This window comes from Streptococcus sp. 2741 (genome assembly GCF_013276315.1).
Classification (GTDB): domain Bacteria; phylum Bacillota; class Bacilli; order Lactobacillales; family Streptococcaceae; genus Streptococcus; species Streptococcus pseudopneumoniae.
Genome location: NZ_VMKU01000107.1, coordinates 1 through 11,626, shown reverse-complemented (window position 1 = coordinate 11,626; position 11,626 = coordinate 1). Strand labels below are relative to the sequence as shown.

The window sequence follows — 11,626 nt, the reverse complement described above, 5'->3', positions numbered from 1 at the left end:
CATGGAAACTGCATTAATTAGTGTCATTGTGCCAGTCTATAATGTGGCGCAGTACCTAGAAAAATCGATAGCTTCCATTCAGAAGCAGACTTATCAAAATCTGGAAATCATTCTTGTTGATGATGGAGCAACGGATGAAAGTGGTCGCTTGTGTGATTCAATCGCTGAACTAGATGATAGGGTGTCAGTGCTTCATAAAAAGAATGAAGGTTTGTCACAAGCACGAAATGATGGAATGAAGCAGGCTCACGGAGATTATCTGATTTTTATTGACTCAGATGATTATATCCATCCAGAAATGATTCAGAGCTTATATGAGCAATTAATTCAAGAAGATGCGGATGTTTCAAGCTGTGGTGTCATGAATGTCTATGCTAATGATGAAAGTCCACAGTCAGCCAATCAGGATGATTATTTTGTCTGTGATTCCCAAACATTTCTGAGGGAATACCTCATAGGTGAAAAAATACCTGGAACAATCTGCAATAAGCTAATCAAGAGAGAGATTGCAACTGCCCTATCCTTTCCAAAGGGATTGATTTATGAAGATGCTTATTATCATTTTGATTTAATCAAGTTGGCTAAAAAGTACGTTGTTAATACCAAACCCTATTATTACTATTTCCATAGAGGGGATAGTATTACAACTAAACCCTATGCAGAGAAGGATTTAGCCTATATTGATATCTACCAAAAGTTTTACAATGAAGTTGTGAAAAACTATTCTGACTTGAAAGAGGTTGCTTTTTTCAGATTGGCCTATGCTAACTTCTTTATTCTGGATAAGATGTTGCTAGATGATCAGTATAAACAGTTTGAAGCCTATTCTCAGATTCATCGTTTTTTAAAAGGCCATGCCCTTGCTATTTCTAGGAATCCAATTTTCCGTAAGGGGAGAAGAATTAGTGCTTTGGCTCTATTCATAAATATTTCCTTATATCGATTCTTATTACTAAAAAATATTGAAAAATCTAAAAAATTACATTAGAACGGGGGTGAGCAAGTGATTGATGGAAAACGATTGTTATTTAGTTTGACCATAGTCAGCTATGCTTTGACGCTAGTAAGTGGAATTGTATATCTGTTTAATAATAACAATGTTAGCTTGCTTTCTACTTTATTGTTCTTACTGGTTAGTAGCTTAATTGCCTGCTGGAATAACATCAAGTATTACTTAATCCATTTTATTTTCTATTTAACCATTTTTGTATTTCTGGTATCAAGACCGACCATTGATTATTTTAGGGATGGTGCTTTGGATACCTATCATCCAATAGCCTATCGTTTTGCCTTTATAGTTGTCATGGTTTCGATTCTGGGCTTGACCATAGGAGGCATTCTGGCTCGTTACTTCATAGCTAGGAAGAAAATAAAAGTAGCAAATATAGGAAATTCTCTAAAAGAGGTTTATATCAAGCGGTTACGCTTTGTATCACTAGGAGTTTTTCTTCTAACCTATCCTTTCTATTTCATTCGGTTATTCGAACGGCTCCTGTATCGCTTGCAGACTTCCTACTATGCCTACTATGCAAACTTTGAAAGTAAACTGCCCTATTTTACCTATATCTTATCAACATTTACGGTCTATGCAATGTGTATGTATTTGGCAACCAAGCCAAAGAAATTGCAGGCAACAGCAGTGCTTGTCTCCTTTATTGCAGCTAATACTATTCATTTGGCAATTGGGACACGAAATCCCTTTATTTTAAGTATTTTATTTGCTTTTGTTTATTACTTTATGCGAGAGCAAACTGAAAAAGGAAAATGGATTGGGTTTAAAGAAAAGTTAGCGATTTTTGTAGGTTCTCCTATTCTCATGTTAGCAATGGGAGTGCTCAATTATGTACGGGATAATGTCCAGGTTTCCCATACAGGTTTCTGGGATATCTTGCTTGACTTTATCTATAAACAAGGAACCAGTTTTGGCGTTCTGGCTCGAGGTTTTCTATTTAACAGTAGCCTCCCTTACCGAGATTTCCGTAATTTTACATTTGGTTCTGTCCTTGATTATTTTGCAAGGGGAAGCTTGGGGGCTATTTTCGGAGGAAAAGCCTTTGAACATACAACCAATAGTGTGGAGCTAGCTATTGATAGTAATAGTTATGCCCACAATTTGTCCTATCTTGTTTTGAACAAGGAATATTTAAAAGGACATGGTATCGGAAGTAGTTATATCATGGAGTTGTATACAGACTATGGTATGATAGGAGTCTTTCTACTTAGTCTCTTACTCGGTATGCTATTTATAGCCATGCTGCAAGTAGCCTATCGTTCAAGAACAATCCTATTTGCCTTGTCTTTACTCATCTTGAATAATCTATTCTTTATGCCTAGAAGTAGCTTTTCAGAAAGTTTCTTCAATTTATTTACAATGCAATTCTGGGGAATTGTTCTTGTGATTATATTTGTAGCAAAAATGCTTACAAAAGAGAACCAGTATCTACTAAACAAAGGAGAAAAAAATCATGTTTGAACATTATTCAGTAGCTGATTTATTTGCAAATCTTTACAAAAAACGAAAAGCAAATATTTTAGCTCTCATCGCTTTATTTGCTCTCATTGCTGTACCATTTACAATTAAAGCAGTTAGGAATAAAAACACTGTCAAAGATACAACAAGTTATTCAACTTATCTTAGCTATAAAATCACTCCTCCAGAAGACTCAGCTAAAACAATTTTGAATCATCAAATTGGTGGTTATAGTGATTTTTATGGGAAATTGATTGATGGGAATTTGAATGGAGCTTATCTTTTCAATGATGTAGAACCCAGTGAGTTGAAAAAAATTGCCAGTGAATTAGACACGACAGAAACAACCTTGAAAAATTCAACGAATGATTATTGGTGGAAAAAATTGACCGTCTACTATATGATTGACGATGCAGGGGTTGGTGTGAAAATTTTGACATCAAGTAAAGATGCTAATGATTTGTTAGAGCGAAAAATTGATGGATTGATTGAGAAATTTAAACACACTTTTGCAAATGTAAAAATTGAAAAATTGGAAACCATCAACTCTAAAGAATTGAATGCAAATGGTGAGACAGCACTTGGATTGAATGTGAAAAACTTGATTCTCCGTTTAGCTGTTATTGGAGTAGTTTGTGTGATTTTGGTTGTGATGGGGAATGTATTGATTTATCTCTTTAATCCAACAATCAATAGAGCAGGTGATTTTTCTCAGTATCAAATTGATTTTGTAACAGAGATTACAACAATTGCTAACCTAGCAGATGTCTTGTCATACAAAAATGCTGGACAAGAATTAACAATCGTTAGCTCAAATAAAGCTATCCTAGATAAATTGAAACAGAGTCAAGAGGCTTTAAAAGGAATGCATTTTGTAGATTTACAGGATGTATCATCTCTTTTGGAAAGAGATACAGTCCTTCTTGTTGAAGAGTACGGAGTGACTCGTTATAAGAAATTTGAACAAAGTCTTCAAATTCTTAGAAACTTAAATCGTTCTATCCTCGGTGTAGCAACCTTTAAACTATAAGCTTTCTGATGTATTAGGTCTTCAAAGTCGAACAAGAAGTTTGATTTTGAAGGCTTTTTCTATCTGTCTGCAGAAATTTTCTCTTGGAGTCTCCTATAGAAAGACCCTAGGGAAAATCTATCCGTATAGAGGAGCCTTCTTTTGATAAAATCGTAAAAATCTAGTATAATAGATAGAACTGAAAGTATGAGGTTACTAGCAATGAAAATGAAACAAATTAGTGATACAACTTTGAAAATCACGATGTCTTTAGAGGATTTGATGGATCGTGGCATGGAGATTGCTGACTTTCTTGTCCCTCAAGAAAAAACAGAAGAGTTTTTTTATGCTATCTTGGATGAGTTAGAGATGCCTGATAGCTTTCTAGATACAGGTATGTTGAGCTTCCGTGTGACTCCAAAACCTGATAAGGTTGATGTCTTTGTAACCAAATCAAAGATTGACCAAAATCTAGATTTTGAAGATTTATCGGATTTACCAGATATGGAAGAATTGGCTCAAATGTCGCCAGATGAGTTTATTAAAACCTTAGAAAAGAGCATCGCAGACAAAACTAAGGATGATATCGAAGCGATTCAATCTTTAGAGCAAGTCGAAGCCAAGGAAGAAGAGCAGGAGCAGGCTGAACAAGAAGCTGAGAGTAAGAAAGAACCTTACATCTACTACATCCTTTCTTTTGCTAAGTTGGCTGACTTGGTGGCTTTTGCTAAGACAGTGACTTTTGAGATGGAAACTTCTGAACTCTACAAGATGAATGAGCGCTATTATTTGACCATTTTAGTGGATATTGAAAATCATCCAAGTCCATATCCAGCTTGGCTGTTGGCCCGTATGCGCGAGTTTGCGGACGATAGTGACATCAGTCGTTCAGTCTTGCAGGAGTATGGCCAAGTCTTGATGAATCACGATGCAGTGACCAATCTGCAAAAGATTGGATAATCACTTCTGGAAAATTATTTCTAGATTTTAGGAAGAGCGAATCATCAGATTCGTTTTTTTCTTTTCTAGACTGAAATAGTGATTTACTATGATAGGAATTTTCACAAAATTCTGTTATAATGGCTATATTAGAAAATTTCGAGGAGATAAAGATGACAGTTAAAATTGCTTTACTAGGATTTGGTACCGTTGCAAGTGGTGTGCCTTTCCTCCTAAAGGAAAATGGAGAAAAAATCAATCAATCAGCACATTCAGAGATTGAAGTTGCTAAGGTATTGGTCAAGGATGAAGATGAAAAGAATCGCTTACTTGCAGCAGGGAATGACTTTAACTTTGTAACCAATGTGGATGATATTTTATCAGATCAAGACATTACAATCGTAGTGGAATTGATGGGGCGTATCGAACCTGCTAAAACCTTTATCACTCGTGCCTTGGAAGCTGGAAAACACGTTGTTACTGCTAACAAGGACCTTTTGGCTGTCCATGGCGCAGAATTGCTAGAAATCGCTCAAGCTAACAAGGTAGCACTTTACTACGAAGCAGCAGTTGCTGGTGGGATTCCAATTCTTCGTACTTTAGCAAATTCCTTGGCTTCTGATAAAATTACGCGCGTGCTTGGAGTAGTCAACGGAACTTCCAACTTCATGGTGACCAAGATGGTGGAAGAAGGCTGGTCTTACGATGATGCTCTTGCGGAAGCACAACGTCTAGGATTTGCAGAAAGCGATCCGACGAATGACGTAGATGGGATTGATGCAGCCTACAAGATGGTTATTTTGAGCCAATTTGCCTTTGGCATGAAGATTGCCTTTGATGATGTAGCCCACAAGGGAATCCGCAATATCACACCAGAAGACGTAGCTGTAGCTCAAGAGCTTGGTTACGTAGTGAAATTGGTTGGTTCTATTGAGGAAACTTCTTCAGGTATTGCTGCAGAAGTGACTCCAACCTTCCTACCTAAAGCGCACCCACTTGCTAGTGTGAATGGCGTAATGAACGCTGTCTTTGTAGAATCTATCGGTATTGGTGAGTCTATGTACTACGGACCAGGTGCGGGTCAAAAACCAACTGCAACAAGTGTTGTAGCTGATATTGTCCGTATCGTTCGTCGTTTGAATGATGGTACTATTGGCAAAGACTTCAACGAATATAGCCGTGACTTGGTCTTGGCAAATCCTGAAGATGTCAAAGCAAACTACTATTTCTCAATCTTGGCTCCAGACTCAAAAGGTCAGGTCTTGAAGTTGGCTGAAATCTTCAATGCTCAAGATATTTCCTTTAAGCAAATCCTTCAAGATGGCAAAGAGGGTGACAAGGAGCGTGTCGTTATCATCACACACAAGATTAATAAAGCCCAGCTTGAAAATGTCTCAGCTGAATTGAAGAAGGTTTCAGAATTCGACCTCTTGAATACCTTCAAGGTGCTAGGAGAATAAGATGAAGATTATTGTACCTGCAACCAGTGCCAATATCGGGCCAGGTTTTGACTCGGTCGGTGTAGCTGTAACCAAGTATCTTCAAATTGAGGTCTGCGAAGAAGGAGATGAGTGGTTGATTGAACACCAGATTGGCAAATGGATTCCACATGATGAGCGTAATCTCTTGCTCAAAATCGCTTTGCAAATTGTACCAGATTTGAAACCTAGACGCTTGAAAATGACCAGTGATGTTCCCTTGGCGCGTGGTTTGGGTTCTTCCAGCTCAGTTATTGTGGCTGGGATTGAACTAGCCAACCAATTGGGGCAACTCGACTTGTCTGATCATGAAAAATTGCAGTTAGCGACCAAGATTGAAGGACACCCTGATAATGTGGCTCCAGCCATTTATGGTAATCTCGTTATTGCAAGTTCTGTTGAAGGGCAAGTCTCTGCTATCGTAGCAGACTTTCCAGAGTGTGATTTTCTAGCTTACATTCCAAACTATGAATTACGTACTCGCGACAGCCGTAGTGTCTTGCCTAAAAAATTGTCTTATAAGGAAGCTGTTGCTGCAAGTTCTATCGCCAATGTAGCGGTTGCTGCCTTGTTGGCAGGAGACATGGTGACCGCTGGGCAAGCAATCGAGGGAGACCTCTTCCATGAGCGCTATCGTCAGGACTTGGTAAGAGAATTTGCGATGATTAAGCAAGTGACCAAAGAAAATGGGGCCTATGCAACCTACCTTTCTGGTGCTGGGCCGACAGTTATGGTTCTGGCTTCTCATGACAAGATGCCAAGGATTAAGGCAGAATTGGAAAAGCAACCTTTCAAAGGAAAACTGCATGACTTGAGAGTTGATACCCAAGGTGTCCGTGTAGAAGCAAAATAAAGAATAGAAGATAGGATGGGGAAACTCTTGACCAGAGGGTTTCATATCCTTTTTGTGAAAAGAAGTTTATACTCAATGAAAATCAAAGAGCAAACTAGGAAGCTAGCCGCAGGCTGCTCAAAACAGTGTTTTGAGGTTGTGGATAGAACTGAAGAAGTCAGCTCAAAACACTGTTTTGAGGTTGTGGATAGAACTGACGAAGTCAGCTCAAAACACTGTTTTGAGGTTGCAGATGTGAGCTGACGTGGTTTGAAGAGATTTTCGAAGAGTATTAGTTAAAAACGTGATAAAGGAGAAATAAAGATGGCAGAAATTTATCTAGCAGGTGGTTGTTTTTGGGGCCTAGAGGAATATTTTTCACGCATTTCTGGAGTGCTAGAAACCAGTGTTGGCTACGCTAATGGTCAAGTCGAAACGACCAATTACCAGTTGATCAAGGAAACAGACCATGCAGAAACGGTCCAAGTGATTTACGATGAGAAGGAAGTGTCACTCAGAGAGATTTTACTTTATTATTTCCGAGTTATCGATCCTCTATCTATCAATCAACAAGGGAATGACCGTGGTCGCCAATATCGAACTGGGATTTATTATCAGGATGAAGCAGATTTGCCAGCTATCTACACAGTGGTACAGGAGCAGGAACGTATGCTGGGTCGAAAGATTGCAGTAGAAGTGGAGCAATTACGCCACTACATTCTGGCTGAAGACTACCACCAAGATTATCTCAGGAAGAATCCTTCAGGTTACTGTCATATCGATGTGACCGATGCTGATAAGCCGTTGATTGATGCAGCAAACTATGAAAAGCCTAGTCAAGAGGTGTTGAAGGCCAGTCTATCTGAAGAGTCTTATCGTGTCACACAAGAAGCTGCTACAGAGGCTCCATTTACCAATGCCTATGACCAAACCTTTGAAGAGGGGATTTATGTAGATATTACGACGGGTGAGCCACTCTTTTTTGCCAAGGATAAGTTTGCTTCAGGTTGTGGTTGGCCAAGTTTTAGCCGTCCGATTTCCAAAGAGTTGATTCATTATTACAAGGATCTGAGCCATGGAATGGAGCGAATTGAAGTTCGTTCTCGTTCAGGCAGCGCTCACTTGGGTCATGTTTTCACAGATGGACCGCGGGAGTTAGGCGGCCTCCGTTACTGTATCAATTCTGCTTCTTTACGCTTTGTGGCCAAGGATGAGATGGAAAAAGCAGGATATGGCTATCTATTGCCTTACTTAAACAAATAAAACAGAGAGTGGGGCTTCCCACTTTCTTCATTTCTAGAATATGAATAGAAGGGATTTATGAAACACCTATTATCTTACTTCAAACCCTACATCAAGGAATCAATTTTAGCCCCCTTGTTCAAGCTGTTAGAAGCTGTTTTTGAGCTCTTGGTTCCCATGGTGATTGCTGGGATTGTTGACCAATCTTTACCTCAGGGAGATCAAGGTCATCTCTGGATGCAGATTGGCCTGCTCCTTATCTTTGCAGTAATTGGCGTTTTAGTGGCCTTGATAGCTCAATTTTACTCAGCAAAGGCAGCAGTAGGCTTTGCTAAGGAATTGACAAACGATCTTTATCGTCATATTCTTTCCTTGTCCAAGGACAGCAGAGACCGTCTGACAACTTCTAGTTTGGTCACTCGCTTGACTTCGGATACCTACCAGATTCAGACTGGTATCAATCAATTCCTGCGTCTCTTTTTGCGAGCGCCCATTATCGTTTTTGGTGCCATTTTTATGGCTTATCGAATCTCAGCTGAGTTGACTTTCTGGTTCTTAGTCATGGTTGCCATTTTGACCATTGTCATTGTAGGGTTATCTCGATTGGTCAATCCTCTCTACAGTAGTCTCAGAAAGAAAACGGACCAACTGGTTCAGGAAACGCGCCAGCAATTGCAAGGGATGCGGGTTATTCGTGCTTTTGGTCAAGAAAAACGAGAGTTACAGATTTTTCAAACCCTTAACCAAGTTTATGCTAGATTACAAGAAAAGACAGGTTTCTGGTCTAGTTTATTAACACCTCTGACCTATCTGATTGTCAATGGAACTCTTCTCGTTATTATCTGGCAAGGCTATATTTCAATTCAAGGAGGAGTGCTCAGTCAAGGTGCTCTCATTGCTCTTATCAATTACCTCTTACAGATTTTGGTGGAATTGGTCAAGCTAGCCATGCTGATCAATTCCCTCAACCAGTCCTACATCTCAGCTAAGCGAATCGAGGAAGTTTTTGCTGAGGCTCCAGAAGATATTCATTCAGAATTAGAACAAAAGCAAGCTAGCAGTGATCAGGTTTTACAAGTTCAAGAACTGACCTTTACCTATCCTGATGCGGCCCAGCCTTCTCTGAGAGACATTTCCTTTAATATGAAGCAAGGGCAAATCCTTGGTATCATCGGAGGAACTGGTTCTGGTAAATCAAGCTTGGTGCAAGTCTTACTTGGACTTTATCCAGCAGACAAGGGGAGTATAGACCTTTATCGAAATGGACGTAGTCCTCTTAATTTGGAGCAGTGGCGGTCTTGGATTGCCTATGTGCCCCAAAAAGTCGAACTCTTTAAGGGAACCATTCGTTCTAACTTGACTCTAGGTTTACATCAAGAAGTATCTGACCAGGAACTCTGGCAGGCCTTGGAGATTGCGCAAGCTAAGGATTTTGTTAGTGAAAAGGAAGGGCTCTTGGATGCCACTGTTGAGGCAGGAGGTCGAAATTTCTCAGGTGGACAAAAACAAAGGCTGTCTATTGCTCGCGCAGTCTTGCGCCAAGCTCCATTTCTCATCCTAGATGATGCGACCTCGGCCCTCGACACCATTACCGAGTCTAAGCTCTTGAAAGCTATCCGAGAAAATTTGCTAAATACGAGCTTAATCTTGATCTCTCAACGAACCTCGACTTTACAGATGGCTGACCAGATTCTCCTCTTAGAAAAAGGAGAGCTCCTAGCTATCGGCAAGCACGAGAACTTGATGAAATCTAGTCAAGTTTATCGCGAAATCAATGCATCCCAACATGGAAAGGAGGACTAGCATGAGACGACAAACTGCAAACCAGACGCTCACACGCTTGGCAAAAGATTTAGCAAGCAATCCCTTCCTCCTTTTCCTAGCCTTTCTAGGAACTATTACCCAGGTTGGCTTATCAATCTACCTACCTATCTTGATTGGGCAGGTCATCGACCAAGTCCTAGTGGCTGGTTCTTCACCAGTTTTTTGGCAGATTTTTCTCCAGATGATCTTGGTAGTTATAGGAAATACTCTGGTACAATGGGCCAATCCTCTTCTTTATAATCGCCTAATCTTCTCTTATACCAGAGACTTGCGAGAGCGAATCATCTATAAGCTCCATCGTTTACCGATTGCTTTTGTGGAGCGGCAAGGAAGTGGAGAGATGGTCAGTCGGGTAACCACGGACATCGAACAGTTAGCAGCTGGCTTGACCATGATTTTTAACCAATTTTTCATTGGTGTCTTGATGATTTTGGTTAGCATTCTAGCCATGCTGCAAATTCACCTCCTCATGACTCTCTTAGTCTTGCTGTTGACGCCACTTTCCATGGTGGTTTCACGCTTTATTGCCAAACGCTCCTATCATCTCTTCCAGAAGCAAACAGAGACAAGGGGAATTCAGACTCAGTTGATTGAAGAATCGCTTAGCCAGCAGACTATTATTCAATCTTTTAATGCTCAGGTAGAGTTTATCAAAAGACTGTGTGAGGCTAATGACAACTACGCAGGCTATTCGCAGTCGGCCATCTTTTATTCTTCAACGGTCAATCCTTCGACTCGCTTTGTCAATGCGCTCATTTATGCGATTCTAGCTGGAGTAGGAGCTTATCGTATCATGATGGGGTCAACCTTGACCATTGGGCGTTTAGTGACTTTTTTGAACTATGTCCAACAGTATACCAAGCCCTTTAACGATATTTCTTCAGTGCTAGCTGAGTTGCAAAGTGCTCTGGCTTGCGCAGAGCGCGTCTATGCTGTCTTAGAAAGTCCTGAGGTTGCTGAAACAGGCAAGGAAGTCTTGACCAGTGACCAAGTTAAGGGAGCTATTTCCTTTAAACATGTCTCTTTTGGTTACCATCCTGAAAAGATTTTGATTAAGGATTTATCTATTGATATTCCAGCTGGTAGCAAGGTAGCCATCGTTGGTCCGACAGGTGCAGGAAAATCAACCCTTATCAATCTTCTTATGCGTTTCTATCCTATTAACTCAGGAGATATCTTGCTGGATGGGCAATCCATTTATGATTATACCCTAGTATCATTGAGACAGCAGTTTGGCATGGTGCTCCAAGAAACCTGGCTCAAGCAAGGAACCATTCATGACAATATTGCTTTTGGAAATCCTGAAGCCAGTCGGGAGCAGGTGATTGCTGCTGCCAAAGCAGCCAATGCAGATTTTTTCATCCAACAGTTGCCACAGGGATACGATACCAAGTTAGAAAATGCAGGAGAATCTCTCTCTGTCGGTCAGACCCAGCTCTTGACTATAGCGCGAGTCTTTTTGGCTATTCCAAAGATTCTTATCTTAGACGAGGCAACTTCCTCCATCGATACACGGACAGAAGTGCTAGTACAGGATGCCTTTGCAAAACTCATGAAGGGGCGCACAAGCTTTATCATCGCCCACCGTTTGTCAACCATTCAGGATGCGGATTTGATTCTTGTCTTGGTAGATGGCGACATCGTGGAGCATGGCAATCATCAGGATCTCATGGCTAGAAAGGGTAAGTATTACCAAATGCAGCAAGCAGCAGCTTTTAGCTCTGAATAAGCCATTCTCTTTTGAAAGTTTATGGACGAAAAAAGTTGCCTTCGGGTGACTTTTTTGTTACAATAGCTAGAAAAATTGTTCACTGTAATACTTAATGAAAATC

At 40.2% G+C, this 11,626-nt stretch carries 10 protein-coding genes; all 10 read left to right on the top strand.

Translation table 11 applies throughout. The annotated features are described in order from the left end of the window. Position 1 precedes the first annotated feature (1 nt). The 10 genes from HT671_RS09220 to HT671_RS09175 all read left to right on the top strand — a co-directional run bounded on the left by HT671_RS09220 (position 2) and on the right by HT671_RS09175 (position 11,523). Complete coding sequence (locus tag HT671_RS09220; RefSeq protein ID WP_050207661.1) at positions 2-988, top strand: glycosyltransferase family 2 protein; 987 nt, start codon at positions 2-4, stop codon at positions 986-988. A gap of 15 nt (positions 989-1,003) precedes the next feature. Further along, positions 1,004-2,473, top strand: coding sequence for an O-antigen polysaccharide polymerase Wzy (locus HT671_RS09215; protein WP_172923138.1), 1,470 nt, complete (start codon positions 1,004-1,006; stop codon positions 2,471-2,473). Continuing rightward, positions 2,466-3,500, top strand: coding sequence for a hypothetical protein (locus tag HT671_RS09210; RefSeq protein WP_000461506.1), 1,035 nt, complete (start codon positions 2,466-2,468; stop codon positions 3,498-3,500). The genes HT671_RS09215 and HT671_RS09210 overlap by 8 nt, the downstream gene beginning before the upstream one ends. Positions 3,501-3,701: 201 nt before the next feature. Then, entirely contained in the window at positions 3,702-4,439 is a 738-nt protein-coding gene (gene mecA / locus HT671_RS09205) for an adaptor protein MecA (protein ID WP_000782675.1), read from the top strand. Positions 4,440-4,591: 152 nt separating this feature from the next. Continuing rightward, the gene (locus HT671_RS09200; protein WP_138703284.1) at positions 4,592-5,878 is read left to right on the top strand and encodes a homoserine dehydrogenase; all 1,287 of its coding nucleotides are present in this window, start codon (positions 4,592-4,594) and stop codon (positions 5,876-5,878) included. A 1-nt stretch (position 5,879) separates the two neighbouring features. Then, a complete protein-coding gene (gene thrB / locus HT671_RS09195) occupies positions 5,880-6,749 on the top strand; it encodes a homoserine kinase (protein WP_050207664.1) in 870 nt (289 codons plus the stop codon). A gap of 75 nt (positions 6,750-6,824) precedes the next feature. Next, positions 6,825-6,992: a hypothetical protein gene (locus HT671_RS11745; protein ID WP_240153277.1), complete on the top strand. Its 168-nt coding sequence runs from the start codon at positions 6,825-6,827 to the stop codon at positions 6,990-6,992. A 60-nt stretch (positions 6,993-7,052) separates the two neighbouring features. Next, positions 7,053-7,991 (top strand): peptide-methionine (R)-S-oxide reductase MsrB, encoded by a 939-nt coding sequence (msrB, locus tag HT671_RS09185; RefSeq protein ID WP_000818203.1) that lies wholly within the window; start codon positions 7,053-7,055, stop codon positions 7,989-7,991. 57 nt (positions 7,992-8,048) lie between these two features. After that, on the top strand, positions 8,049-9,773 hold the full coding sequence (locus tag HT671_RS09180) for an ABC transporter ATP-binding protein (RefSeq protein ID WP_023936095.1): 1,725 nt from the start codon (positions 8,049-8,051) through the stop codon (positions 9,771-9,773). Between the two features lies 1 nt (position 9,774). Continuing rightward, on the top strand, positions 9,775-11,523 hold the full coding sequence (locus HT671_RS09175) for an ABC transporter ATP-binding protein (protein ID WP_001254298.1): 1,749 nt from the start codon (positions 9,775-9,777) through the stop codon (positions 11,521-11,523). Positions 11,524-11,626 lie beyond the last annotated feature (103 nt).

Coding starts and splice junctions, on each gene's coding strand:
- HT671_RS09220 (WP_050207661.1), top strand. CDS start 2: ATGGAAACTGCATTAATTAGTGTCATTGTGCCAGTCTATAATGTGGCG.
- HT671_RS09210 (WP_000461506.1), top strand. CDS start 2,466: ATGTTTGAACATTATTCAGTAGCTGATTTATTTGCAAATCTTTACAAA.
- mecA (WP_000782675.1), top strand. CDS start 3,702: ATGAAAATGAAACAAATTAGTGATACAACTTTGAAAATCACGATGTCT.
- HT671_RS09200 (WP_138703284.1), top strand. CDS start 4,592: ATGACAGTTAAAATTGCTTTACTAGGATTTGGTACCGTTGCAAGTGGT.
- thrB (WP_050207664.1), top strand. CDS start 5,880: ATGAAGATTATTGTACCTGCAACCAGTGCCAATATCGGGCCAGGTTTT.
- HT671_RS11745 (WP_240153277.1), top strand. CDS start 6,825: ATGAAAATCAAAGAGCAAACTAGGAAGCTAGCCGCAGGCTGCTCAAAA.
- msrB (WP_000818203.1), top strand. CDS start 7,053: ATGGCAGAAATTTATCTAGCAGGTGGTTGTTTTTGGGGCCTAGAGGAA.
- HT671_RS09180 (WP_023936095.1), top strand. CDS start 8,049: ATGAAACACCTATTATCTTACTTCAAACCCTACATCAAGGAATCAATT.
- HT671_RS09175 (WP_001254298.1), top strand. CDS start 9,775: ATGAGACGACAAACTGCAAACCAGACGCTCACACGCTTGGCAAAAGAT.